At 70.5% G+C, this 24,997-nt stretch carries 22 protein-coding genes; 12 read left to right on the top strand and 10 right to left on the bottom strand.

Annotated features, from left to right (window positions below; all coding sequences use genetic code 11):
- Nucleotides 1–16 precede the first annotated feature (16 nt).
- Both G4G93_RS15985 and G4G93_RS15980 read left to right on the top strand, forming a co-directional pair.
- Nucleotides 17–709, top strand: a complete 693-nt coding sequence (locus tag G4G93_RS15985; RefSeq protein WP_165085460.1) for a methyltransferase domain-containing protein — start codon at nucleotides 17–19, stop codon at nucleotides 707–709.
- 140 nt (nucleotides 710–849) lie between these two features.
- Complete coding sequence (locus G4G93_RS15980; protein ID WP_165085459.1) at nucleotides 850–2,493, top strand: peptidoglycan DD-metalloendopeptidase family protein; 1,644 nt, start codon at nucleotides 850–852, stop codon at nucleotides 2,491–2,493.
- A gap of 280 nt (nucleotides 2,494–2,773) precedes the next feature.
- Here G4G93_RS15980 and G4G93_RS15975 read toward each other — a convergent pair whose 3' ends face one another.
- Nucleotides 2,774–3,655 carry an ATP-binding protein gene (locus G4G93_RS15975; protein ID WP_165085457.1) on the bottom strand — a complete coding sequence of 294 codons (882 nt, stop codon included), beginning with the start codon at nucleotides 3,653–3,655 and terminating at the stop codon, nucleotides 2,774–2,776.
- A gap of 212 nt (nucleotides 3,656–3,867) precedes the next feature.
- Here G4G93_RS15975 and yajC point away from each other — a divergent pair, with 212 nt between their 5' ends.
- From yajC to G4G93_RS15950, 5 genes are all read left to right on the top strand, one after another.
- A complete protein-coding gene (yajC, locus tag G4G93_RS15970; RefSeq protein ID WP_048454004.1) occupies nucleotides 3,868–4,197 on the top strand; it encodes a preprotein translocase subunit YajC in 330 nt (109 codons plus the stop codon).
- An 87-nt stretch (nucleotides 4,198–4,284) separates the two neighbouring features.
- Nucleotides 4,285–5,892 (top strand): protein translocase subunit SecD, encoded by a 1,608-nt coding sequence (gene secD / locus G4G93_RS15965; protein ID WP_165085455.1) that lies wholly within the window; start codon nucleotides 4,285–4,287, stop codon nucleotides 5,890–5,892.
- A 97-nt stretch (nucleotides 5,893–5,989) separates the two neighbouring features.
- Complete coding sequence (secF, locus tag G4G93_RS15960; protein WP_165085454.1) at nucleotides 5,990–6,937, top strand: protein translocase subunit SecF; 948 nt, start codon at nucleotides 5,990–5,992, stop codon at nucleotides 6,935–6,937.
- On the top strand, nucleotides 6,937–7,335 hold the full coding sequence (locus G4G93_RS15955; protein ID WP_165085452.1) for an MTH938/NDUFAF3 family protein: 399 nt from the start codon (nucleotides 6,937–6,939) through the stop codon (nucleotides 7,333–7,335). Before secF ends, G4G93_RS15955 begins: the two co-directional genes overlap by 1 nt.
- Before the next feature lie 17 nt (nucleotides 7,336–7,352).
- Nucleotides 7,353–8,219 carry a phytoene/squalene synthase family protein gene (locus G4G93_RS15950; RefSeq protein ID WP_165085450.1) on the top strand — a complete coding sequence of 289 codons (867 nt, stop codon included), beginning with the start codon at nucleotides 7,353–7,355 and terminating at the stop codon, nucleotides 8,217–8,219.
- Nucleotides 8,220–8,434: 215 nt separating this feature from the next.
- Here G4G93_RS15950 and trmFO read toward each other — a convergent pair whose 3' ends face one another.
- From trmFO to G4G93_RS15920, 6 genes are all read right to left on the bottom strand, one after another.
- Nucleotides 8,435–9,862, bottom strand: coding sequence for a methylenetetrahydrofolate--tRNA-(uracil(54)-C(5))-methyltransferase (FADH(2)-oxidizing) TrmFO (gene trmFO / locus G4G93_RS15945; protein WP_165085449.1), 1,428 nt, complete (start codon nucleotides 9,860–9,862; stop codon nucleotides 8,435–8,437).
- A gap of 173 nt (nucleotides 9,863–10,035) precedes the next feature.
- Nucleotides 10,036–10,185, bottom strand: a complete 150-nt coding sequence (locus G4G93_RS15940) for a DUF1127 domain-containing protein (protein WP_082167528.1) — start codon at nucleotides 10,183–10,185, stop codon at nucleotides 10,036–10,038.
- Nucleotides 10,186–10,818: 633 nt separating this feature from the next.
- Entirely contained in the window at nucleotides 10,819–11,790 is a 972-nt protein-coding gene (locus G4G93_RS15935) for a S1C family serine protease (RefSeq protein WP_165085447.1), read from the bottom strand.
- Between the two features lie 217 nt (nucleotides 11,791–12,007).
- On the bottom strand, nucleotides 12,008–13,012 hold the full coding sequence (locus G4G93_RS15930) for a transporter (protein ID WP_165085446.1): 1,005 nt from the start codon (nucleotides 13,010–13,012) through the stop codon (nucleotides 12,008–12,010).
- A 365-nt stretch (nucleotides 13,013–13,377) separates the two neighbouring features.
- On the bottom strand, nucleotides 13,378–16,377 hold the full coding sequence (gene uvrA / locus G4G93_RS15925) for an excinuclease ABC subunit UvrA (RefSeq protein ID WP_246736808.1): 3,000 nt from the start codon (nucleotides 16,375–16,377) through the stop codon (nucleotides 13,378–13,380).
- A 217-nt stretch (nucleotides 16,378–16,594) separates the two neighbouring features.
- Nucleotides 16,595–17,059 (bottom strand): Lrp/AsnC family transcriptional regulator, encoded by a 465-nt coding sequence (locus G4G93_RS15920; protein WP_165085445.1) that lies wholly within the window; start codon nucleotides 17,057–17,059, stop codon nucleotides 16,595–16,597.
- A gap of 166 nt (nucleotides 17,060–17,225) precedes the next feature.
- Here G4G93_RS15920 and G4G93_RS15915 point away from each other — a divergent pair, with 166 nt between their 5' ends.
- Nucleotides 17,226–18,236, top strand: coding sequence for a 1-aminocyclopropane-1-carboxylate deaminase (locus G4G93_RS15915; RefSeq protein WP_165085713.1), 1,011 nt, complete (start codon nucleotides 17,226–17,228; stop codon nucleotides 18,234–18,236).
- 300 nt (nucleotides 18,237–18,536) lie between these two features.
- On the opposite strand, the gene G4G93_RS15910 is transcribed toward G4G93_RS15915, so the two are convergent.
- Nucleotides 18,537–19,382 (bottom strand): GH25 family lysozyme, encoded by an 846-nt coding sequence (locus tag G4G93_RS15910; RefSeq protein ID WP_395410682.1) that lies wholly within the window; start codon nucleotides 19,380–19,382, stop codon nucleotides 18,537–18,539.
- 211 nt (nucleotides 19,383–19,593) lie between these two features.
- On the opposite strand from G4G93_RS15910, the gene G4G93_RS15905 reads away from it, so the two are divergent.
- Nucleotides 19,594–20,037: a DUF488 family protein gene (locus G4G93_RS15905; protein WP_165085442.1), complete on the top strand. Its 444-nt coding sequence runs from the start codon at nucleotides 19,594–19,596 to the stop codon at nucleotides 20,035–20,037.
- A gap of 26 nt (nucleotides 20,038–20,063) precedes the next feature.
- Here the strand turns inward: G4G93_RS15905 and G4G93_RS15900 are convergent, their stop codons facing one another.
- Together G4G93_RS15900 and G4G93_RS15895 are read right to left on the bottom strand one after the other, a co-directional pair.
- Nucleotides 20,064–21,173, bottom strand: coding sequence for a glycosyltransferase family 4 protein (locus G4G93_RS15900; RefSeq protein WP_165085440.1), 1,110 nt, complete (start codon nucleotides 21,171–21,173; stop codon nucleotides 20,064–20,066).
- Entirely contained in the window at nucleotides 21,170–22,051 is an 882-nt protein-coding gene (locus tag G4G93_RS15895; protein WP_165085438.1) for a UDP-2,3-diacylglucosamine diphosphatase, read from the bottom strand. The genes G4G93_RS15900 and G4G93_RS15895 overlap by 4 nt, the downstream gene beginning before the upstream one ends.
- A gap of 268 nt (nucleotides 22,052–22,319) precedes the next feature.
- On the opposite strand from G4G93_RS15895, the gene G4G93_RS15890 reads away from it, so the two are divergent.
- The 3 genes from G4G93_RS15890 to thiD all read left to right on the top strand — a co-directional run bounded on the left by G4G93_RS15890 (nucleotide 22,320) and on the right by thiD (nucleotide 24,995).
- The gene (locus tag G4G93_RS15890; protein WP_165085437.1) at nucleotides 22,320–23,303 is read left to right on the top strand and encodes a DMT family transporter; all 984 of its coding nucleotides are present in this window, start codon (nucleotides 22,320–22,322) and stop codon (nucleotides 23,301–23,303) included.
- Between the two features lie 125 nt (nucleotides 23,304–23,428).
- A complete protein-coding gene (thiE, locus tag G4G93_RS15885) occupies nucleotides 23,429–24,133 on the top strand; it encodes a thiamine phosphate synthase (RefSeq protein WP_165085435.1) in 705 nt (234 codons plus the stop codon).
- Between the two features lie 61 nt (nucleotides 24,134–24,194).
- Nucleotides 24,195–24,995 (top strand): bifunctional hydroxymethylpyrimidine kinase/phosphomethylpyrimidine kinase, encoded by an 801-nt coding sequence (gene thiD, locus G4G93_RS15880; protein ID WP_165085433.1) that lies wholly within the window; start codon nucleotides 24,195–24,197, stop codon nucleotides 24,993–24,995.
- The last annotated feature ends 2 nt before the right edge of the window (nucleotides 24,996–24,997 follow it).

The raw sequence follows: 24,997 nt of genomic DNA, 5'->3' as shown, positions 1-24,997 counted from the left end.
GCATGAGTGCCTTCGCGTGACCGAAGACGGCGAGCCGGACGCCTCCGGACCGGAGGGCGCCGGGGAGGCGTCCGGCGCGGTCGAGACCGCGGCCTTCGTGCTGGGCCTGCGCGCCCGCGGCGTGCGCGACGCCGCGGTGCTCGGCGCCATGGAGCGGGTGCCGCGGGAGGCCTTCGCGCCGCTCGCCTTCCGGGATCTCGCGCGCCGAGACATCGCCCTGCCGCTGCCCTGCGGCCAGACCATGACGGCGCCGAGCGTGATCGCCACGATGCTGGCGGCGCTCAACTGCCAGGGGGCGCGGGTGCTGGAGGTCGGCACCGGGTCGGGCTACGCCACCGCCCTGCTGCTGCGCTTGGGAGCCGCCGAGGTGGTCAGCCTGGAGCGCTACGCGACGCTCGCCCGCAACGCCCGCTCGCGCCTCGACGCGCTCGGCTTCGGCGCCGCAATGGTCGGCCTCGCCGACGGCTGCGCCCCGCCGGAGGAGACGGGCGAGTTCGACCGCATCCTGGTCAACGGCAGCCTGCGGGACGTGCCGCCGGCGCTGATCGAGCGCCTCAAGCCCGGCGGCCGCCTCGTCGGGGCACTCGGCACCCCGGCGGGGCCCCGCCTCGTCGCCATCGCGCAGGAGGCCGACGGCCCGTGGCGCCAGGTGCGCGAGACGCCCCTGCGCCTCGCCCCGCTGACGCCGGGCCTGGCGGCCATACTCTGACGCCTCCGGTCGATCCGGCTCGCCCGACTCTCCGAATCCGACCGTCACGGTGAAGCCGCGACGCCGCCCCGCAACGGAAGCTTAACCTGAATCCGCTTTGAATCCGATCCATAGGGTTGCGTGGATGTACGGGTGCGTCGATGCGGGATCGCGTGGCAGGCAAGGGGATGCGGACGCTGTCGCGCTTCGCCCTCATCGGGCTGATCGGGGGCGCTTCGGCGGCCTGCAGCACCGATGCGGTGCGGCTCGACCCGTTCTCGAACCCGTTCTCATCGAGCGCGAGCGGGGAGCCGGGCGCCACCGGCAGCCTGCCGGAGGGTGACGCGGTCGCCGCGCCGATCCGCTCGGCGCCGATCCAGTCGCGCCCCCTGTCGGCGCCCCTGGCCGCCGCGCCGCTGTCGAGACGCCAGGCGGCCGCGCCGGTCGCGACGCCCCGCGTCGCGGCCGCGGCTCCGGTCACCGGCGGCCCGGCCGGCTGGTCGGCCTCGGGCGGCACCACCATCACGGTCGGCGCCAACGACAGCCTGAACCAGATGTCGACCCGGTTCGGCGTCCCCGCCGCCGCGATCCTCCAGGCCAACGGCCTGTCGAGCGCCGCGCAGATCACCCCCGGCCGCCAGGTCGTAATCCCGGTCTACCATGCCGGCGGCGTGCCGGCGATGAGCGCCCGGGCGGTGCCGGCGGCTCCGGCGCCGCGGGTTCAGACGACCGAGACCCGCGCCCCGGAGCCGGTGCGCCGGGTCGCCGAGGTCGCGCCGCGGCCCGAGCCCGCGCGCCGGGAGCCCGAGCCGGAGCCGGCCCGCAAGCCCCATACCCGCCCCGGCCAAGCCGAGGCGAAGCCGGTGGTGCCCGCCGCGGCCGAGCGCGCCGCCAAGCTCACGCCGCGCAAGCCCGAGCCGCGCGAGGAGGAGGAGCGGGTCGCCGCCAAGCCGCAGCGGCCCGAGCCGAAGGCCGTCGCCAAGGTGGCCGCGCGCCAGCAGGACGACGACCGGGACGAGCCGGTCGCGGCCAAGCCCCAAAAGGCCGAGCCGAAAGCCGCAGCGAAGCCCGAGCCCAAGAAAGCCGAGACTGCCAGGGCCGAGCACGCCAAGGCCGAGCACAGCAAGCCCGAGCCGAAGGTCGCCGAGAAGGCGAAGCCCGAGCCGAAGAAGGTCGCCGAGGTCGTCAAGCCGGAGCCGCGGAAGATCGAGATCAAGGCCGAGGCCAAGCCCGAGCCCAAGAAGGCCGAGCATGCCAAGCCCGAGCCCAGGAAGCCGGAGCCGAAGCAGGCCGAGGCGCCGAAGCCCGAGGTGAAGAAGGTCGCGGAGGTGAAGCCCGAGCCGATCAAGCCGGTGAAGGTTGCGGCGCTGCCCGAGAAGGCGCCCGAGCCGGCGCCCGCTCCGGCCGTCGCTCCCGCGGCACCCGCGCCGGACCCGCAATCGAGCTTCCGCTGGCCGGCCCGCGGCCGGGTGATCAACGGCTACGGCTCGGCCGGCAACGAGGGCATCAACATCGCGGTGCCCGAGGGCACGCCGGTCAAGGCCGCCGAGGAGGGCACCGTGGCCTATGCCGGCAGCGACGTGAAGGGCTACGGCAAGCTGGTCCTGGTGCGACACGCCAACGGCTACGTCTCGGCCTACGCCCATAACGGCGAGATCGACGTGCGGCCGGGCGAGAAGGTGAAGCGCGGGCAGACCATCGCCAAGTCCGGCGCGTCGGGCAACGTCACCTCGCCGCAGCTGCACTTCGAGATCCGCAAGGGCGCGACCCCGGTCGACCCGATGCCGCACCTGGCGAGCAACTGAGACCCGGGAGATCGGACGAGGGGAGGCGGGGCGCGGGAGCGCCCCGCCTTTTTCGCGTCGGCAAGTACGCGACCTTCTCGCCAAGCTCAGTGAAACCCTTCATCGTCGTCCCGGGGCCGCGAAGCGGAGCCCGGGATCCATAATCTCTGAGGATGCCGAAGAGAGCGGACAGCATTCCGCTTTATCCTCCAACGTCGGCGATCATGGATCCCGGGTTCGCGACTTCGTCGAGCCCCGGGATGACACGATGGGTGACAGGGTCGAGGGCACCCGCACGGCGCTAATCCAGCCGCTGCCCCAGGCGCCCGGCCAGATCCTGGATGTACTGGAACGCCGTGCGCCCGGACCGGGCCCCGCGGGTGGTCGACCATTCGAGCGCCTCGGCCCGCAGCCGCTCCGGCTCGACGATGAGGCCGTAGCGGGCGACGTAGGCGTCGATCATCGCCAGGTACTCGTCCTGGCTGCACTTGTGGAAGCCGAGCCAGAGGCCGAACCGGTCGGAGAGCGAGACCTTCTCCTCCACCGCCTCGCCCGGGTTGATCGCCGTCGAGCGCTCGTTCTCCATCATGTCGCGGGCGAGCAGGTGGCGGCGGTTCGAGGTGGCGTAGAACAGCACGTTGTCGGGCCGGCCCTCGATGCCGCCGTCGAGCGCCGCCTTCAGCGACTTGTACGAGGTGTCCTCGGCATCGAACGACAGGTCGTCGCAGAACACCACGAAGCGGTGCGGATCGGGGCGCAGCCACCCCATCAGGGCGGGCAGGCCCTCGATGTCCTCGCGGTGGATCTCGACGAGCTTCAGCGGCCGCTCGAGCCCGCGGGCGTTGATCTCGGCGTGCACGGCCTTGACCAGCGACGACTTGCCCATGCCGCGGGCGCCCCACAGCAGCGCGTTGTTGGCCGGCAGGCCGCGGGCGAAGCGCTCCGTGTTGTCGAACAGGATGTCGCGCATCCGGTCGATGCCGCGCAGAAGATCCATCTCGACCCGGTTGACCCGCGGCACCGGCTGCAGACGCCCCTCGGGCTGCCACACGAAGGCATCGGCCGCGGCGAAATCGGGGGAAGGGATCGCCGGCGGGGCGCTGCGCTCCAGGGCCGCGGCGATGCGCAGCAGCACCGGGAGGAGGTCGGAATCGGCGAGGCTCGGGCGGGTCGGGGCGGTCATCGCGGGGAAACGGGCTCCTGCGCAGGGGCGGACGTGCGGGTGGCGCCTCTTAATCCCAAGCCCCCGCGGACGAAAACCCGCCGGGATCGAGCGGGGGAGGGCCATTCCCCGCCGTTGCTTTCGAGTCGTCCGTGGCTATAGTCCGCGCGCTTTTGCAAGGCCGGCGGGGACCCGCCCGGCCCGTTTTCGTCTTGTTTCGGGAGACCTCGAGAGTGATCACGCCCGCCTTCGCGCAGGGAGCCGGGGCGACCGGCGGCACGGACATCCTCGTGCAGGTCGTCCCCTTCATCCTGATCTTCGTGATCATGTACTTCCTGATCCTGCGCCCGCAGCAGCGCCGTGCCAAGGAGCATCAGGACATGGTCAAGAACGTGCGCCGCGGCGACACGGTGGTGACCACCGGCGGCATCGTCGGCCGGGTCGCCAAGGTGACCGAGGCCCCGGAAATCGAGGTCGAGATCGCCCCCAACGTCCAGGTCAAGGTCGTGCGCACCATGATCGCCGAGGTCCGGGCCAAGGGCGAGCCGGTCAAGGCCGCCTGAGCCGAGCTTGACGCAGGGTGAGGCCCGGACGACACATCCGGGCCGCCCTATCTGACACACAATTCGAGACCGGTTGGGACGCCGCGGATGCTCCGTATTTCCACCACGAAGGCCGTCGCGACGCTCGCCGTGATCCTCATCGGCCTGACGCTCGCCGTGCCGAGCTTCTTCTCGGCCCAGCAGCGCAAGGACTTCATCGCCTCGCTGCCGTCCTGGTTCCCGACCTGGATCGTGCCGACCCGTGCCATCGTGCTCGGCCTCGACCTCCAGGGCGGCTCGCAGATCGTGCTGGAGGTCGACCGCAACGACCTCGCCCGCACCATGGCGCAAGGGTTGCGCGACGACGTGCGCCAGGCCCTGCGCGAGGCCGGCGTGCAGGCCGATGGCGGCATCCAGCTGCTGCCGCGCGGCGTGCAGCTGCGGATCGGCGATGCCGCCGCCCGCGCCAAGGCGCTGCCGAAGCTGCAGGCGCTGTCGCAGCCCGTCACCGACGCCACCCTCGGCCAGACCGGGGCCCGCACCCTCGACGTGCGCGAGGAGCCCAACGGCCTGATCCAGCTCACCTTCACCGATGCGGGCTTCAACGCCCGGGTGCGCCGGGCGGTGCAGCAGGCCATCGAGGTGGTGCGCCGCCGCGTCGATCTCGGCGGCACCACCGAGCCGTCGATCCAGCAGCAGGGCGCCGACCGCATCCTGGTCCAGGTGCCGGGCCTCCAGGATCCGGCCCGCCTGGAGGAGCAGCTCGGCAAGACCGCGAAGCTCGAGTTCCGCCTGCTCGCCGACAGCCCGGCCGGCGACGTCGACATGCTGCCGTCGAAGGACGCCAACGGCCAGAAGGTGCCGGTGGAGCGCCGGGTGATGGCCGACGGCGCCGACCTGACCGACGCCCAGCCGGGCTTCGACCAGAAGTCGAACGAGCCGATCGTCAACTTCAAGTTCAACCTGCGCGGCGCCCAGCGCTTCGGCCAGGCGACGAGCGAGAATGTCGGCCGCGCCATGGCGATCGTCCTCGACAACGAGGTCGTGTCGGCGCCCCGCATCCTGCAGCCGATCACCGGCGGCCAGGGCCAGATCTCCGGCCGGTTCACGGTGCAGCAGGCCAACGACCTGTCGATCCTGCTGCGCGCCGGCGCCCTGCCGGCCAAGCTGACCGTGATCGAGCGCCGGACCGTCGGCCCGGGCCTCGGCCGCGACTCGATCGAGGCCGGCAAGCACGCCACCATCGTGGCGACGATCCTCGTCGTCGTGCTGATGTTCGCGGCCTACGGCGTGTTCGGCCTCTTCGCCAACATCGCGCTGCTGGTCCATGTCGGCCTGATCCTCGGCCTGATGTCGGTGCTGGAGGCCACGATGACGCTGCCGGGCATCGCCGGCATCGTGCTCACCATCGGTACCGCGGTCGATTCCAACGTGCTGATCTACGAGCGCGTGCGGGAAGAGGTACGGGCCGGGCGCTCGATCCCCTCGGCGCTGCAAGCGGGCTTCGACCGGGCCTTCGCGACCATCGTGGATTCCAACTCCACCATGGCGATCGCCGCGGTGATCCTGTTCTTCATGGGCTCGGGACCGGTGCGCGGCTTCGCGGTCGTCTTCATCCTCGGCATCATGACCACGGTCATCACCGCCGTGACCCTGACCCGGATGATGATCGCCCTGTGGTACCAGCGCCTGCGGCCCAAGACCCTGCCGATCTGATACCCTGCCGATCTGATCGCCTTCGACGGGCGGCCCTCGCGGCCGCCCGGAGCTGCGCTCCGAGCGGGCGCGCCGACACACCCTTCCGAGACCGACGATGCGCCTCCTTCGCCTCTGGCCCGACGAATCCCACTTCGACTTCATGCGCCTGCGGCGCTTCAGCTTCCCGCTCTCGGCCTTCATCTCGGTCGCCACGGTGGTGCTGTTCCTGCAGATCGGGCTGAATTTCGGCATCGACTTCAAGGGCGGCACCCTGGTCGAGCTGCGGCCGAAGCCCGGCGTCACCTCCGATGTCGGCGCGGTGCGCCACACCGCCAACGATTTCGGCTTCGGCGAGACCGAGGTGCAGGAACTCGGCCAGGGCTCGATCTCGGTCCGCTTCCCGCTCCAGGCCGGCGGCGAGACCGGGCAGACCCTGGTGATGCAGAAGGCGCACGCCGCTTTCGACAAGGATTACGCCTTCGACCGCGTCGAGACCGTCGGTCCGCGCGTCTCCGGTGAATTGGTCCAGTCGGGCACGATCGGCGTCGTGCTGTCGGTCGTGGCGGTGCTGCTCTACCTGTGGTTCCGGTTCGAGCGCGAGCTGGCGCTCGGCGCGATCGTCGGCACCCTGCACGACATCGTCATCACGGTCGGGCTGTTCGTGATCACCCGGATCGAGTTCAACATGACCTCGATCGCGGCGATCCTGACCATCGTCGGCTACTCGCTGAACGAGACCGTGGTGGTGTTCGACCGTACCCGCGAGCTGATGCGGCGCTACAAGACCATGCCGACCGAGCAGCTGCTCAACCTGTCGATCAACTCGACCATGTCGCGCACCGTGATGACCGCGATGTCGACCGCCCTGTCGCTGCTCGCCCTGGTGCTGTTCGGCGGCGAGGCGATCAAGGGCTTCTCGGTGGTGATGCTCGCCGGCGTGGTGATCTGCACCTATTCGGCGATCTTCGTCTCGACCCCGTTCCTGATCTATATCGGCCTGCAGGCCGGCGGCACCCGGACGCAGGTACGCGACCCCTCGGCCCTGCCGCAGGCGGCCGAGTAGTGGCGGGGGAGCATCCATCGGGGCGACTGCACGACGGCTTCGTCCCGGGCCGGTACCCGATCGACGCCTATGGCGGCGGCGGTTTCCGCTTCGCCGAGATGTCGCATCGGGGCTCGATCCTGGTGCTGCCGTCCGGCGTCAGGGCCTGGGACGTGACCGCCCCGGACGGCATCACGCCGGAGACCTTGAGCCCGCTCCTCGCCGAAGCGTCTGCCGTCGACCTGCTGCTGCTGGGCACCGGGGCCGACATCGTGTTCGTGCCCGACGCCTTGCGTCATCACCTCAAGGCCGCCGGCATCGGCCTCGACGTGATGCAGACCGGCGCGGCGGCGCGCACCTACAACATCCTGATGGCCGAGAACCGCAAGGTCGCCGCCGCCCTGGTCGCGGTGCCGTAAGCGAGCGTGAGCAGCCGATGAGCGAGGCCGAGACGCGGGACCCGGCCTGGGCCTACGCGCATTGCGAAGACCTGGTGCGGGCCGGCGACCCCGACCGCTGGTATGCCAGCCTCTACGCCCCGGCCGACAAGCGTCCGCATTTCCACGCGCTCGCCGCCTTCAGCCTGGAGGTGGCGCGGGTGCGCGAGGCCGTGTCGAGCCCGATGCCGGGGGAACTCCGCCTGCAATGGTGGCGCGACGCGCTCCAGGGCGAGGCGCGGGGCGACGTCCGCGCCCATCCCGTGGCCGCCGCCCTCGACGACACGCTGGTGAGGGCGCGCCTGCCGCGCCAGCCCCTCGTCGACCTGATCGACGCCCGGGTCTTCGATCTCTACGACGACCCGATGCCCTCGACCCGCGACCTGGAGGGCTATTGCGGCGAGACCGCCTCCTGCCTGATCCGCCTCGGCAGCCTGATCCTGGCAAACGGCTCGGAGCCCGGGGGGGCCGCCGCCGCGGGCCATGCCGGCGTCGCCTACGCGGTGACCGGCCTGCTGCGCGCTCTGCCGTGGCACGCGCGCAGCGGCCAGGTCTACCTGCCGGCGGACGTGCTCGCGGCCCACGGCGTCACCCGCGAGGACATCGTGGCCGGGCGCGGTGGTCCGGGGCTGCGCGGCGCCTGCGCCGACATGCGGGCGCTCGTGCGGCGTCATCTGGCCGCCTACGCGGCCGAGCGGGCGAGCATCGCCAGCGTGGCCGCCCCCGCCTTCCTGCCGGTCGCCCTGGTCGAAGCCTATCTCGCGCAGATGGAGCGGTCGGGCTACGAGCCGCTGGCGAGCGTGATCGACGTGCCGAACTGGCGCCGGATCTGGCGGCTGTGGCGGGCGGCGCGGTCGGTCAAGTAGTTCTCCACTTCCTTTCAGAACCCTCCAACGCCATCCCGGTGCCGCGCAGCGGAAACCGGGATCCGTCAACGCCGGCCTCGAAGGGCGAAGCGGAACGCCGCTGGCCTCGTCCTGCACCGTCGGCGGTTATGGATCCCGGGTTCGCGACTTCGTCGAACCCCGGGACGACACGGAGGGTATGAGGGGCACCTGCCCCCTGGCGGAGCCGCCCGACGCTACTCCGCCGCCGCCGGCAGCGGCGCCGGCTCCTCGCCGAGCCACGTCCCGAGATCCGCCCGAGCCCGGTCGGTCATCGCCCGCTTCTTCGCCTGTGCCTTCTCGGCGCCGCGCAGGCGCTTGCCGTCGGGGGCCTTGGGCGCCCGGTCGAGGGGCGGGAACAGCCCGAAATTGACGTTCATCGGCTGGAACGAGCGTGGCGTGCCGGCATCCTCGGCCGAGACGTGTCCGCCGGTAATATGGCCGATGAGGGCTCCGAGCGCCGTCGTGACCGGCAGTGGTTCGAGCGTGCGGCCCTGACGCTCGGCCGCGGCGAAGCGGCCGGCCATCAGGCCGATCGCGGCGCTCTCGACGTAGCCCTCGCAGCCGGTGATCTGGCCGGCGAAGCGCAGGCGCGGCGCGGCCTTCAAGCGCAAGGTCGCGTCGAGAAGGCGCGGGCTGTCGAGATAGGTGTTGCGGTGCAGGCCGCCGAGGCGGGCGAACTCCGCGTTCTCCAGGCCCGGGATGGTGCGGAAGACCCGCACCTGCTCAGCGTGGCGCAGCTTCGTCTGGAACCCGACCATGTTGTAGAGCGTGCCGAGCGCGTTGTCCTGGCGCAGCTGGACGATGGCATAGGCCTTCACCGTCGGGTTGTGCGGGTTGGTCAGGCCGAACGGCTTCATCGGCCCGTGGCGCAGGGTCTCGGGGCCGCGCTCGGCCATCACCTCGATCGGCAGGCAGCCGTCGAAATAGGGGGTCGAGGCCTCCCATTCCTTAAACGAGGTCTTTTCGCCCTCGACCAGTGCCGTGATGAAGGCGGCGTATTGCTCGCGGTCGAGGGGGCAGTTGATGTAGTCCGCGCCCGTCCCGCCAGGGCCCACCTTGTCGTAGCGGGACTGGAACCACGCCTTGCCCATGTCGATCGAGTCGCGGTGCACGATCGGCGCGATGGCGTCGAAGAAGGCGAGCGATTCGGCGCCGGTGAGACCGCGGATACCCTCGGCGAGGCCGGGCGCGGTGAGCGGGCCGGTCGCCAGGATCACGCTGTCCCAGGAGGCCGGCGGCAGGCCGTCGATCTCCTCGCGGACGATGGCGACGTTCGGATGGACTTCGAGCGCCGCCGTGACCGCTCGGGCGAACCCTTCGCGGTCGACGGCGAGGGCGCCGCCGGCCGGCACCTGGTTGCCGTCGCCGCAGCGCATGATGAGCGAGCCGAGGCGGCGCATCTCCTGGTGCAGCAGCCCGACGGCGTTCTGCTCCGCATCGTCGGAGCGGAACGAGTTCGAGCAGACGAGTTCGGCGAGGTCCTGCGTCTGGTGCGCCTCGGTCCCGCGCAGGGGCCGCATCTCGTGCAGCACCACGGGCAGGCCGGCCTCGGCGATCTGCCAGGCCGCTTCGGAACCGGCGAGGCCGCCGCCGACGACGTGAATGGGGTCTGATCCGGACATGACGCGGCATATCGGATCGGGCACCGCCGATGCAACACCATGGTGGCGATGCGGTGGTGCAGACGAGCGAACGCCCGCCGGAAGGGGCGGGCGCGCGAGACGATTAACGGCCGGGGCGGCCTTCGATCGACTTGGATACTCGGTACGCGGGTACTGGGTACGCTGGTTGGCGCTTACGCGACCGAGCGGGCGATGCCCTGGATCTCGAAGCGGCTGATGCCAAGATCGTCGAGCTCGCGGTCGGACAGACGCGACAGCTCGTGCACGGTCTCACGGTAGCGGAGGTAGGAGCGGATCTTGCTGAGGAGGAGGGAGACGAACATCGGATTTGACCTCTGGACGGGCAGGCGGTGCGAACCGTTTCGGCACCGGCTGCCTGTCTCTGTTGCAACGCACCATATGGGAACTGCCTGCCTCTGAGGGAGACGAGGTCGCGTAAGCCAGCCATGCACGATTCACATGCAGCGCGCAGGGAATCGTCAAGAAACCCCTGTGCCCGCCGATTTGGCAGCACTCTGGCGCATGAATCGCAGGAATTCCGGGCCTTTAGGCACTATGCTGCACACGCGAACGGTAGCGCTGCCGGAGGGGGCCGGGGCGTGCGCCGAAGGGGTGAGCGCAAGGATGCGGCAGCCGGTGGCGACTCAGTGTGCAATGCGGTGAGAAGCGGGTTCGGCGCCGGCCGACGGGCGCCCGGGAGGCCTCACGATGGAATGGCCTTCGTGGTGCGGGGCGCGGGACGGCCGTGGGAGGCATCGGCGCGACGAACGGGTCTGGACCTTGCCGAGCCGGAGACTGGGCTGTGCGGGGACGATCGAAGCGCGGAAAATCCCCTCTTCCCGCCGGAGGGGAGAGGCCGCGACGACCTTGTTGCCGGTGCGGCGAGCCCGCGGGCGAAGGTGGGAGGCCGACCGTGAGCGAAGGGATGCCCGCCGCGCAGGCCTGCGGGCCGCCCCTCAGTGCAGCCGCGGCGCCACCAGGAACCGCGACCGGTCCGCCGAGACCACCGGGATGCTCAGGGTCCGCCCGTCGCGGTGCACGGTCAACGGCACGGTGACGCCGGCCGGTCCCAGCGCCCAGACGGCGCGCAGGAAGCCGGCGAGGTCGCCGACCTCGGTCTCGCCCACCGCCATCAGGATGTCGCCGGCGCGCAGGTCGGCGATCTCGGCCGGGGAGCGGGGCGAGAGCCCCATCACCACCACCTGGTCGTCCATCTCGGTGGCGTAGAGGCCGAGCCAGGGCCGGGGCGGGCCCGCCACCCGCCCGAGGGTGGTCAGGTCGTGGAGGATCGGCTTCAGAAGGTCGATCGGCACCGCCATGTTGATGGGGCGGTTGTCGCGCCCGCCCTGCTGCAATTGCAGCGAGCCGATGCCGGTGAGTTCGCCGGCCGGGCCGATCAGGGCCGCGCCGCCCCAATGCGGGTGCGACGGCGCGGTGAAGATCGCGTCGTCGAGGAGGTATTCCCAGTAGCCGGCGAATTCCTGACGGGCCACCACCTCGGCGGCGACGGCGCGGGAGCGGCCGCCGGCGCCCGCCATGACCAGCCGGTCGCCGACCCGCAAGCCGTCGGCGCTGCCCAGGGGCAGGTGCGGCAGGTCGAGGCGGCCGAGCGCCTGGACCAGCCCGAAGCCGGTGGCGGCGTCGTAGCCGACGACATGGCCCTGCACGGTGCGCCCGTCATGGGCGGTGAGCCAGACGCTCTCGGCCTCGGTGATGAGGTAGCCGATGGTGAGGACCAGCCCGTCCTCACCGATGACGACGCCGTTGCCGGCCCGCTCGGTCCCGAGGATCTCGGCGGTGTAGGCGCCGTCGGGCACCCGCGACGACAGGGCGACCACCGCGGTCAGCGTCTGGTCGAGGTCGTAGGAATAGGCGGTCGGGCGGGGCTGCACCGCAGAGGGGATCTTCCAGTCGCCGGGCGCCGCCATGATGGTCTCCTGCCGGGGCTGCGCGCCCCGTGCCTCGTCTCGTCCGGCGGGGTCGTCGGCCCCGCCCGCTCGCTCCGTTATAGGTCGCTGAGGCGGGCCCGACAGGCGCGGCGGCCCGAGGCCGAGCGATCGTTGCAAACCGACCCGACCGGCAAACAAAAGCGCCCGACTCGAGGAGCCGGGCGCGAGGGGTCAGGTCTCGAAAAGTGCCGTGCGCTCAGTACTTGCGCACGAGGGGAACCGGAACCGGCTCGGGTGCCGCCGCGACGGTGTAGAGCGGGGCGATGACGCGGAACCAGCCCTCGGTCGAGTAGGCCTCGCGGTTGGTCGCCAGGCCGGTGACCGGCGAGATCTGGCGGGCCGAGGTGGCGACGTCGCGGGCGACCCAGGCCTGGACCGAGAACTTGCCGAAATCGTAGCCGACGAGGCCGCCGAGGGCGAAGCGCCCGCCGCCGCCGCCCACCACCGTGCCGCAGGAGGTGAAGTTGCCGTTGCAGGGCGCGCCGAAGGCGAGCTGGCTGCGGTTCGGCAGGTTGGCGGTGCCGTAGCCGATGGCGCCGATCTCGAACTTGCCGAACTTCTTGGTCGCGGTCAGGTCGAGATTGAGGGCGTCGGTCGGGAACTGGCTGCCGTAGAAGCCCGGGATGCCGTTGCGGCCGGCGAAACGGGCCGGCGTGTCATAGAAGTTGTAGGTGAGGTTGGCGGTGATGTTCCAGCCGTCGCCGGTATAGCTGATGCCGAAGCCCTGGCGGTAGGTGTTCGAAGCCAGGATCGGCAAGCCGCCGCCGCGGCCGGCATTCAGCTCGTTGAGATAGACGCCGGCCAGGTAGCTGACGCCGACATTGTTGCCGAGATCCCAGGCGAAGATGCCGCCGACGAAGGTGCCGACATTGATGCTGGTATCGCGGCCGCCGGGGGCGCGGGAGAAGGTGAACACGGTCGGCGGGGCGACCACCGCCTCAATGCGGGCGCCTAGCACCTTCCACGGGGTCGACCAGACCAGGACCGGGACGTTGACCGCGGTGTCGGTCGAGGTGAGATTCGGGCCGTCGGGGCTGCGATAGGTGAAGGTGTTGATCGCGTAGATGCCTTCCGGCAGCGGCGCGCCGATCGCGAGACCGACCTGCTCGCCCGGAACCGTCGTGGTCTGTGCATACGACGCTGTCGCGGATGCGCACAGCGACAGGGCAGCCGCCCCCGCGGCCAGCCAATACTTGCCCATGAGATTTCCTTCCCTAGCGTACCCAGGGCAGGATTGCGCACATTCGGCGGCCCGGTCGGCGCGCCGTCGTCGTGCGCGGCGACCGGACTGGAACGCGCCTGGCCCCCGCCCGACGACACAGTCTGAACAGGGAGGATGGTCTTCCAAACGCGGCCGGATTGCCAGCGCTTTGCTCAGCCGGACGGCAGACCATGCACGGGCGTTGCGCAAATGACGCATTTTCGTCACGCGGACGCCGCTTTGTACTTTGGTGGTACAGCTCGCAAAAATGCCGATAAAAGCCGGCTTGATGCACCGCACAAGCGGCTTTTGCCGTCGTGCGGTCAAGCTTCGCGGGGGTTTTGGCCGGCGTTTCGCGATGAAAACTACTCGGCCGCCTGCTTGCTCGCCGCATTCTTGCCGGGGCGGGCCGGCCGGGTGGCTGGCTTGGTCGGCACCTTGGCCGCGGGGCGGCGGGCCAGGACCTCGCGCAGGAACCTGCCGGTATGGCTCGCCCCGGAGGCGGCGATGTCCTCCGGCGTCCCTTCCGCCACGATGGTGCCGCCGCCGTCGCCGCCCTCCGGCCCCATGTCGATCACCCAGTCGGCAGTCTTGATGACCTCGAGGTTGTGCTCGATCACCACGACGCTGTTGCCCTGATCGACCAGCTCGTGCAGCACCTCCATCAGCTTGGCGACGTCGTGGAAGTGCAGGCCGGTGGTCGGCTCGTCGAGGATGTAGAGGGTGCGGCCGGTGGCGCGCTTCGACAGCTCCTTGGACAGCTTCACGCGCTGCGCCTCGCCGCCCGAGAGGGTGGTGGCCTGCTGGCCGACCCGGACGTAGCCGAGGCCGACCCGGGCCAGGGTCTCGAGCTTCTCGCGGATCGCCGGCACCGCCTTGAACAGCTCGGCCGCCTCCTCCACCGTCATGTCGAGCACGTCGGCGATCGAGCGCTCGCGGTACTTCACCTCCAGGGTCTCGCGGTCGTAGCGCTTGCCCTTGCAGACGTCGCAGGTAACGTAGACGTCGGGCAGGAAGTGCATCTCGATCTTGATGACGCCGTCGCCCGAGCAGGCCTCGCAGCGCCCGCCCTTGACGTTGAACGAGAACCGGCCCGGCTGGTAGCCGCGGGCCTTGGCCTCGGGCAGACCGGCGAACCAGTCGCGGATCGGCGTGAAGGCGCCGATATAGGTGGCGGGGTTCGAGCGCGGGGTACGGCCGATCGGCGACTGGTCGATGTCGATGACCTTGTCGAGGTGCTCCAGCCCCTCGATGCGGTCGTGGGGAGCCGGATGCTCGAGCGCCCCGTTGAGCTTGCGCGCCACCGCCTTGTAGAGCGTGTCGACGACCAGGGTCGACTTGCCGCCGCCCGACACCCCGGTGATGCAGGTGAAGGTGCCGAGCGGGATCGCCGCGGTCACGTCCTTCAGGTTGTTGCCACGGGCGCCGACGAGGCGGAGCATCTGCGGCTCGGGCGTCTCCCCCTTCGTGGCGGCCGGGATCTTCTTGGCCTTGCGCCGGCTCTTCGGCACGCGCACCGAGAGGGCGCCGGTGAGGTACTTCGCGGTGAGCGAGTTCGGGTCGGCCAGCAATTCCTTCGGCGAGCCTTGCGCCACGATCTGCCCGCCATGGATGCCGGCACCGGGACCGACATCGACGACGTAATCCGCCTGCAGGATCGCGTCCTCGTCGTGCTCGACGACGATGACCGAGTTGCCGAGGTCGCGCAGGCGCTTGAGCGTGCCGAGCAGGCGCTCGTTGTCGCGCTGGTGCAGGCCGATCGACGGCTCGTCGAGGACGTACAGAACCCCGGTGAGGCCCGAGCCGATCTGCGAGGCCAGCCGGATGCGCTGGCTCTCGCCGCCCGACAGCGAGCCCGAGCCGCGGGCGAGCGTGAGGTACTCGAGGCCGACATCGACCAGGAAGGTCAGACGGTCGCGGATCTCCTTCAGGATGCGGGCCGCGATCTCGTTCTGCTTCTGCGTCAGGTGCTCGGGCAGCTCGCCGAACCAGCGGTGGGCGTCGCGCACCGACAGTACCGTGGCGTCGCCGATATCGGAGCCGGCGATCTTCACCGCCAGCGCCTCCGGCTTCAGCCGCTTGCCGCCGCAGGCCGAGCACGGCGTCTCGGCCATGAAGCGGCCGATGTCTTCGCGCGCCGTGTCGCTGTCGGTCTCCTTGTAGCGCCGCTCCAGGTTCGGGATCACGCCCTCGAACGGCTTGGAGACCTCATAGGCGCGCAGCCCGTCATTGTAGGCGAAGCGGACCTCGTCGCCGTCCGAGCCGTAGAGCACCACCTGGCGCGCGGCCGCGGTGAGCTTGGCCCAGGGCGTGTCGGTGCGGAAGCGATAGTGCTTCGCCAGCGCCTCGAGGGTCTGGCCGTAATAGGGCGAAGTCGATTTCGCCCACGGCGCGACGGCGCCGCGCGACAGGCTCAAGGCCTCGTCGGCGATGACCAGCGTCGGGTCGATCCGCATCTCGTGGCCGATGCCGCCGCAGGTCGGGCAGGCCCCGAACGGGTTGTTGAACGAGAACAGCCGGGGCTCGATCTCGGGAATCGTGAAGCCGGAGACCGGGCAGGCGAAGCGCGACGAGAAGGTGATCGGCTCCGGCGCCTCGCCCTCTTCGGGGATATCGGCGAAGGTCACCACCGCGATGCCGTCGGCGAGCTCCAGGGCGGTCTCGAACGAATCGGCCAGCCTAGAGGCCATGTCGGCCCGCACCACGATCCGGTCCACCACCACGTCAATGTCGTGCTTCAGCTTCTTGTCGAGCTTCGGCGCGTCGTCGATGGCGTAGTACTCGCCGTCGATGCGCAGGCGCTGAAAGCCCTTCTTCTGGAACTCGGCGATCTCCTTGCGGTACTCGCCCTTGCGGCCGCGCACCACGGGGGCGAGCAGGTAGAGCCGGGTCTTCTCGGGGAGCGCCAGCACCCGGTCGACCATCTGGCTGACGGTCTGGCTCTCGATCGGCAGGCCGGTGGCCGGGGAATACGGAATCCCGACCCGCGCCCAGAGCAGGCGCATGTAGTCGTAGATCTCCGTGACGGTGCCGACCGTCGAGCGCGGGTTCTTCGAGGTGGTCTTCTGCTCGATCGAGATCGCCGGCGACAGCCCGTCGATCTGGTCGACGTCGGGCTTCGACATCATCTCGAGGAACTGGCGCGCATAGGCCGAGAGCGATTCGACGTAGCGGCGCTGCCCCTCGGCATAGATGGTGTCGAAGGCGAGCGACGACTTGCCGGAGCCGGACAGGCCGGTGAACACCACCAGCTTGTCGCGCGGAATCGTCAGGTCGACGTTCTTCAGGTTGTGCTCGCGGGCACCCCGCACCGCGATCACGCGGCCCTCCGCGGAACCGTCGAAGAGCTTGTCGAGAGAGGCCATGCAGGAAGGCTCCGGGCCGCCGCCGAAAAAGGCGCCGCCAGGCTTGGTGGGACCGGTGACCGGCCGGGAGCCCGCGATGCCGAGAACCCTGTCGACCGTATGGAGGACCAGATGGGGCCAATCGTACGGATAACCAGACCGGGCTCCCGGGCCTGGGCTCCGGAAAGTCTCGAAGGATGACTAGAACAAACTGCGTACACCGGCAACCGCCGCGATCTCACAAGCTGAGCGGTGCGTTGTCGATCACCTCCTTCATGACGAAGAAGGTCCGGGTCTGGCGCACCCCCGGCAGGGCGATCAGGATCTCGCTGTGCATGCGGTTGAAGTCGGCCATGTCCGAGACGCGGATCTTGAGAATGTAGTCGAAGTCGCCGGCGACGAGGTGGCAGTCGAGCAGCATCGGCATGGCGAGCGCCGCCGCCTCGAAGGCGGAGAAGCTCTCCGGCGTCGAGCGGTCGAGCACCACGCCGACCAGGACCAGCGAGCCGCGCCCGACCTTGTCCGGCGCCACCACGCCGCGCACGCCGCGGAGATACCCTTCGTCGAACAGCCGCTGGGTGCGGCGGTGGCAGGTCGCCGGGCTGGTATTGACGCGCTTGGCCAGCTCCGCATTGCCGATCCGGCCATCCCCTTGCAGGAGCCGGAGAATTTTCAGGTCGATGCGGTCGAGCCCGGCGGGCATGAAAGATCCTTCCACGATGGTGGTCGCTTGTGACGGATCTTAGCACCATGCCGTGATGACGGCGCCCTCTCGCATCAAACATCGCACAAATTCGAGAGCACCTTTCGTCGCGAGCTTGCTAGCCTGGAACGGTCTTTCACGCGGGATTCCGGCGATGATTCCTTCGATGCTGTCGCAGTTCGAGCGCTACCCCCTGACCTTCGGCCCGACCCCGATCGAGCACCTGCCGCGGCTGACCGCGCATCTCGGCGGCGACGTGCAGATCTACGCCAAGCGCGACGACTGCAATTCGGGCCTCGCCTATGGCGGCAACAAGCTGCGCAAGCTCGAATACATCGTGCCGGACGCGATCGCCTCGGGGGCCGACACCCTGGTGTCGATCGGCGGCGTGCAGTCGAACCATACCCGCATGGTGGCGGCGGTGGCGGCCAAGATCGGCATGAAGTGCCGGGTGATCCAGGAAGCCTGGGTGCCGCACGAGGATGCGGTCTACGACCGGGTCGGCAACATCATGCTGACGCGGATCATGGGCGCCGAATCGCAGCTGGTGGACGAGGGCTTCGACATCGGCATCCGCGACAGCTGGAAGCAGGCGATCGAGGACGTGAAGGCCAAGGGCGGCAAGCCCTATGCGATCCCGGCCGGCGCCTCGGTGCACAAGTTCGGCGGTCTCGGCTATGTCGGCTTCGCCGAGGAGGTGCGTCGCCAGGAGGCCGAGATGGGCCTCCACTTCGACTACATCGTGGTCTGCACCGTCACCGGCTCGACCCATGCCGGCATGCTGGTCGGCTTCAAGCCCGACGGCCGGGCCCGCAACGTCATCGGCATCGACGCCTCCTGCACCCCGGCCCAGACCAAGGCGCAGGTGCTCGAGATCGCGCGGAACACCGCCGCCCTGGTGGGGGCCGGCGAGATCGTCGCCGACGACGTGGTGCTGAAGGAAGACTACGCCTACCCGGTCTACGGCGTGCCCTCGAAGGAGACGGTGGAGGCGATCCGCCTCGCGGCCCGGCTCGAGGCGATGATCACCGACCCGGTCTACGAGGGCAAGTCGATGCAGGGGATGATCGACCTCGTGCAGAAGGGCTTCTTCCCGAAGGGCTCGAAGGTCCTCTACGCCCATCTCGGCGGCGCGCCGGCGCTGAACGGCTACAGCTACACGTTCCGCAACGGCTAAGGGGGGAGGGGCATGTTGGACGATTGTTCGTCGAACAGACCGCGGCCCCTTCCACACTCTGCGTCGTCCCGGGGCCGCGAAAGCGGAACCCGGGATCCATGAACGCTGGCGATCCGGGATCATGCGGAGCGTGTACCGCCAGATCCTGCACTGCCGGCGGTTATGGATCCCGGGTTCTCGGCAAGCCCCGCCCCGGGACGACACGAGGATGTCGGTCTGCTTGCCAGAGTTTTCGGAACATAGAACAGAAGCCCGGCCGCTTGTCGCGGGCCGGGCTTCTTCGTCTTCTTCAATCCTGCGTCACTTGTCCGTGCACAATCCGGCCTCAGAGAGCCGGCGGTGATGCCGCGGGTCGCAGTCGGTCGCCAGGAACGAAGCCCATTCGGCCTTGGTGCCGTAGAAGGCGTTGCGGTCGACGTCGCCGCGCACGCCCGGCACCCGCCCGGTCGAGGTGAACTGCCACAGCATCCAGTCGCGGTTGGCGTAGCGCTGCTCGGGCTCGGCGGCGGTGGAGCGGACCCAATGCGGGTAATCCGGCAGCTCGCCTTCCAGCACGTCCTTATGGAAGGTGATGTCGGTATAGATGATCGGCCGCTTGCCGGTATAGATCTCCATCTCCCGCAGCATGTACTCGGTCATGGCGAGGGCCTGGGCCTTCGGCAGCTTCTTCGGGCAGAGCTGCGAATGGCCGTTCCACTCGACGTCGAGGACCGGGGGGAGGGCGGTCGGGTCGTTGGGGACGTTGCGCTTGAACCAGTCCATCTGGTCCTTGGCCGAGCGGCACCAGAACACGAAGTGGTAGGCGCCCCTCGGCACCCCGGCCCGGCCGGCGCCGTCCCAGTTCTCGCGGAAGCGCTCGTCGACGTGGTCGCCGCCCTCGGTCGCCTTGATGTAGGCGAACTGGGTGCCGGCGCCCTTGACCGAGGTCCAGTCGATCGGACCCTGCCACTTCGAGACGTCGATGCCCTGGATCGGGTGGTTCTTGGCCCGGGCGACGCCCGGATGGGGCTTCACGTCGCCCTTGGTCGGATAGAAATCGGCGCCGGCGCAGGCCGCGAGCGCGGCGAGGCTCGCCGCCGCCAGCACGCGCTTGCCCCAGCGAAGGCCATGCGACGCGATGGAGGACCACGGGGCGGAGGGGATCATCGACTCCATCGGCATCGGGGCGCGACCTGACTTGACGCGGAACACTATGGCTATTCGATGCGGTGGGGCCGGTTAATGGAAGCTTGACGGGATCTGAATGGAATTCCGAAACGCGTGGCGTGAAAGCCACATAGAGCCTCTCCGAGCCTCGCCCGGACCTCGGCCATCAGGCATAAGCCTCGGCCAGGCTTGAGATTTGTCGGGATGGCGCATGGCCAAGGTTCTGTTTACCATCGGGTACGAAGGCGCCGATACCGAGCGCTTCACCGCCGCCCTGCGCGATGCCGGCGTGGCGAGGCTCGCCGATGTGAGGGCGGTGGCGGCCTCGCGCAAGCGCGGCTTCTCGAAGAGCGCGCTCGCCGCCGGCCTGATCGAGGCCGGCATCGGCTACACGCATCTGCGCAGCCTCGGCACGCCGAAGGCCGGCCGCGAGGCGGCCCGCGCCCACGATGCCGGACTGATGCGGCGGATCTACTGCGAGGAGGTGCTGGAGACCGGCGCAGGCCAAGCCGCTCTCGACGAGCTGGCGGCGCTGGCGGAAGCGGGACCGACCTGCCTGCTCTGCTTCGAGCGTGACCCGGAGCGCTGCCATCGGCGGATCCTGAGCGAGCGGCTGGCGGGGAGGGGGTTCCAGGTCGTGGATCTGTTCGCCTGAGGCCAAAGCGCCCAGGGGCGGCTCGTTCAGCCCTCGCCCACCCCCGGCAGCGGCGCCGCCGCCTCGCCCGGCAGCGCCCGCAGCAGGCCGAGCCGGCGCCCGCGCCGTGCCGGCCCGCCCTCCGCATGCGCACGCTCGATGTTGCCGTAGAACTGGTCGGCGCTCGCCGCCCAGGTGTAGCGCAGGGCCTCGGCGCGGCAGGCCTCGCGCGGGATCGCCAGCGCCGCGCGGGCGGCCGCGCCGAGGTCGTGATCGAGGATTCCGACGCTCGTGCCGCCGATCACGTCGAGGGGGCCGGTCACGGGATAGGCCGCGACGGCCAGGCCACTCGCCAGCGCCTCGAGCAGCACGATGCCGAAGGTGTCGGTCAGGCTCGGGAAGACGAAAACGTCGCTCGCCGCGTAGACCCGGGCCAGGGCCTCCCCGGTGAGCGTGCCGAGGAAGTGCGCTGCGGGAGCGAGGGCGGCGAGGCGCGCCCGGTCCGGGCCGTCGCCGACGACGAGCTTGGTGCCGGGCAGGTCGAGACGGAGGAACGCCTCGACGTTCTTCTCCACCGCGAGCCGTCCGACGAACAGGAAGAACGGGCGGGGCAGCCCGGCGAGCGCGGCAGGGAGCGGTTCGCCGTCACGGGGGCGGAAGAGGTCGGTATCGACGCCGCGGGTCCAGCGCATCAGCCGGGAAAAGCCGCGGGCGGCGAGGTCGCGCTCCAGGGAGGGCGTGCTCACCATCGTCCCGCTCGCGGCGCCGTGGAAGCGGCGCAGCCAAGCGTAGCTCCAGCGTTCCGGCACCGGCAGGCGGGCGGCGAGGTATTCGGGGAAGCGGGTGTGGTAGCTGGTGGTGAAGGGGCGCCCCTGCGCCAGGCAGACCCGGCGGGTGGCGAGCCCGATCGGCCCCTCGGTGGCGATATGGACGTGGGTGGGATCGAGCGCCGGGAACCGGGCCGCGACGCCGCGGGCGGTCACCAGCGACAGCCGGATCTCGGGATAGCCCGGCAGCGGCACGCTGGCGAAGTCGAGGGGCGTCAGCATCACCGGGTCGTGGCCGCCCCGGCGCCCCGCGGCGACCATGTGCTCCAGCGAGCGGACGACCCCGTTGACCTGCGGATGCCAGGCGTCGGTCGCGACGAGGAGCCTCACGCGACCGCCCTGGCCGTCGCGGCCGGGTGGTCCGGCAGGGTGCGGGCGGCGGGCGCCAGCTCCTCGACCGGGGCGACCGGACGCGGGCGGGCGGCCAGCGGCTGCGCCGCCTCCGCGTTGGCGCGCGTCCACTCGGCGAAACGGATCACTTCCATCGTGCCGTCGTAATGCTCGACCACCGCGGTGCAGGATTCGACCCAGTCGCCGGTATTGAGGTAGTGCATGTCGCCCACCATCCGGCTCGCCGCGTGGTGGATATGGCCGCAGATCACCCCGTCGGCCTCGGCCCGCCGCGCCTCGGCGATCAGGAATTCCTCGAAGCGGCCGATGAAGTTGACGGCGTTCTTGACCTTCAGCTTGGCCCAGGCCGAGAGCGACCAGTAGGTCAGGCCGAGGCGGCGGCGCACCCAGTTGAGATGGGTGTTGACGAAGAGCGCCGCCGTGTAGGCGCCGTCGCCGAGGAGCGCCAGCCAGCGGGCGTGGCGCACCACGAGGTCGAACTGGTCGCCGTGGATGACGAGGTAGCGCTTCCCGTCCGCCGCCTCGTGCAGCACCTGATCCTGGATCTCGATGCCGCCGAAATGCATGTCGAGGAAGTCGCGCAGGAACTCGTCGTGGTTGCCCGGCACGTAGACGAGCCGCGAGCCCTTTCGCACCTTGCGCAGGAGCTTCTGCACCACGTCGTTGTGCGATTGCGGCCAGTACCAGCCCGAGCGCAGCTTCCAGCCGTCGACGATGTCGCCGACGAGGTAGATCTCGTCGGCATCCACTTCCCGCAGGAAGTCGAGCAACAGATCGGCCTGGCACCCCTTGGTCCCGAGATGGATATCCGAGAGGAACAGGGTTCGCACGCGAAGCGCGTCGGCGTCCTCGGCCACGTGCACTCTCCTTGGCGGCGTCTCGCGCCAGCCAAACCCTATTCGCGTATCACTTTGATGACGCGGGACGGACCGGGGAGCCTCTGCCGGGGAGGCAGGCCCGGATTCCTTCGCGAAGACTTAACATCCACCATGCGGATTGCGCAGATCAGCCGCCCGGGCGGCCCTCTACCTCGGCCGTGCCGATTCGTGGTTCTGACAGACCGCCCCGCCGCGTGTCCCGCGGCCGCGCATCTCCCCCGCTTCGCCTGAGAAAAGCGCCCCGCCCATGGCAGCCCCCCTCGTCGTCCCCGGCCGGTCGGTCACCGGATCTGGCGCGTCGGGCCGTGCCGCCGCGCGGCCCTATCTCGGGATCGGGCTCAAGGTGCTCTCGGCCCTCGCCTTCACGCTGATGTCCGCCGGCGTGAAGACCCTGGCCGACCGGTTCCCCACCGGCGAGATCGTGTTCTTCCGCTCCTTCATCGCCATCGCGCCGCTGCTGCTCTGGCTGCGCTGGCAGGGCGGCGTGATCGATGCCGTGCGCACGCAGAACCTCAAGGGCCACATGCTGCGCAGCATCATCGGCGCCTGCGGCATGTTTGCGGGCTTCGCCGGCCTGTCCTTCCTGCCGCTCTCGGACGCGGTGGCGATCGGCTACGCCTCGCCGCTCCTCGTCGTGGTGCTGGCGGCGATCGTGCTGCGCGAGAAGGTCCAGGCCTATCGCTGGGCCGGGGTCAGCGTCGGCTTCCTCGGCGTGCTGATCACGCTCGCCCCCCACCTCGAATTCGGCGGCGCGGGCGGCGACGGCGCCACGGGCGCGCTGTTCGCGATCCTGGCGGCGGGCTGCTCGGCGGCCGCGACCATCCAGGTCCGCAAGCTCACCGGCACCGAGCGCACCGGCGCCATCGTGCTGTACTTCTTCCTGTTCACCTCGCTGCTCGGCCTCGCGACCCTGGCGCTCGGCTGGCGGATGCCGGGCTGGGGCGACCTCGCCCTGTTCCTGGTCGTCGGCGTGCTCGGCGGCATCGGGCAGATCCTGCTCACGGAGAGCTACCGCCACGGCGACGCCTCGCTGGTCGCGCCCTTCGAGTACACCACCATGCTGTGGTCAGTGCTGATCGGGTGGTTCGTGTTCGGCCAGCTCCCCACCGCCTCGATCGCGGTCGGCGGCGGCATCGTCGCGGCGGCGGGCGTGTTCGTGGTGTGGCGCGAGCGGCGGCTCGTGCTCGAGCGGGCGCGGGAAGCGGCGGCGGGCGGGGCGCGGGCGGGCTGACGCGTCACCGTTGACGCCCCGGCGCGCTCGCCCTTACTCCGGGGGGATCGTCTACCGGCCCCCCGGCCCAGCAGGGAAGCGCCCCATGCCCGCATGCCCCATCCGCGACGCGCGGGAGCCCGCCCGTGACCTCTGAGGGCGGGCACACGACCGTGCCGGTCGATCTGCGGCTCTACGGCCTCCTCGATGTCGGGGTCTGCGGCGGGGACGCCGAGCACCTTGCCCGGATGGCGGCGGAGGCGGTCGCGGGCGGTTGCACCCTGCTGCAGTACCGCGAGAAGACCATTGCCAATGCCCGCGAGACCGTGGCGCGGCTGCTCCGGATCCACGCGGCGCTCCAGGGCAGCGGCGTGCCGCTCCTGATGAACGACCGGGTCGACCTGGCTCTCGCCGCCGGGCTCGACGGCGTGCATCTCGGCCAGGAGGACCTGCACCCGGCCGATGCGCGGCGCCTGCTCGGCCGCGGCGCGATCGTCGGGCTCACCGTCAAGAACGCCGCCCAGGCCGACGAACTCTACCGCCTGCCGGTCGATTACGCCTGCATCGGCGGGGTGTTTTCCACCACCAGCAAGAACAACCCGGACCCGCCGGTCGGGCTCGACGGGCTCAACCGCATCGTATTCCGGGCGCGCCTCGCCCGCGGCGCCGGCCTGCCGGTCGGGGCGATCGCCGGGATCGACCGCAGCAACGCGGCCGCGACGATCGGCGCGGGCGCCGACGGGATCGCGCTGATCTCGGCCCTGTTCGGCACCGGCCGCGACGTCGAGGCACGGGCGCGCGACCTGCGCGGGGTGATCGACGGGGCGCTCGCGGCACGGGGCGCCGCATGATCGGGCCTTGCACGATCGAAAGACCAAGAATGATCGGGCCTTGCACGATCGGAGATCGGACATGATCGCCGTCACGGTCGCGGGCTCGGATTCTGGCGGTGGTGCCGGCATCCAGGCCGATCTCAAGACCTTCTCGGCGCTCGGCGTCTACGGCGCCAGCGTGATCACGGCGCTCACCGCCCAGAACACCCGGGGCGTGCAGGCGATCCACGACGTGGAGCCGGACTTCGTCGCCCGCCAGATCGAGAGCGTGTTCACCGACCTCGACGTGAAGGCGGTGAAGATCGGGATGCTCTCCCGCATCCCGACGATCGCGGCCGTGGCCGAGGCGCTCGCCCGCCACGCCGCCGGCCTGCCCCGGGTGCTCGATCCGGTGATGGTGGCGACGAGCGGCGACCGGCTGCTCGCCGACGACGCCGTCGAGGCCCTTCGCGCCAAGCTCCTGCCCCACGCCTCCGTGCTGACCCCGAACCTGCCGGAGGCCGCGGTGCTGCTGGGGGAGGGGATCGCCGGGACCGAGGCGGCGATGCTCGATCAGGGCCGGCGCCTCCTGGCGCTCGGCCCGGCCGCGGTGCTGATGAAGGGCGGCCACGCCGCCGGTCCCGAGAGCGTCGACCTCCTGGTCGGGCCGGGCGATTCGGTCCTGCGCCTCACCGGCCCGCGGATCGAGACCCGCAACACCCACGGCACCGGATGCACCCTGTCGGCGGCCCTGGCGGCCGGGCTTGCCCGCGGGTTGCCCCTGCCGGAGGCCGCGCGCGCCGCCAAGGCCTATCTGAGCGCGGCCCTCGCCGCGTCGGACAGGATCCGGATCGGCCATGGCAACGGCCCGGTGCACCATTTCCACGCCTGGTGGAACTGACC

This window comes from Methylobacterium sp. DB0501 (genome assembly GCF_011043735.1).
GTDB lineage: Bacteria > Pseudomonadota > Alphaproteobacteria > Rhizobiales > Beijerinckiaceae > Methylobacterium > Methylobacterium alsaeris.
The sequence above is the reverse complement of the archived record's forward strand: the minus strand, read 5'-3'. Positions and strand labels throughout refer to the sequence as shown.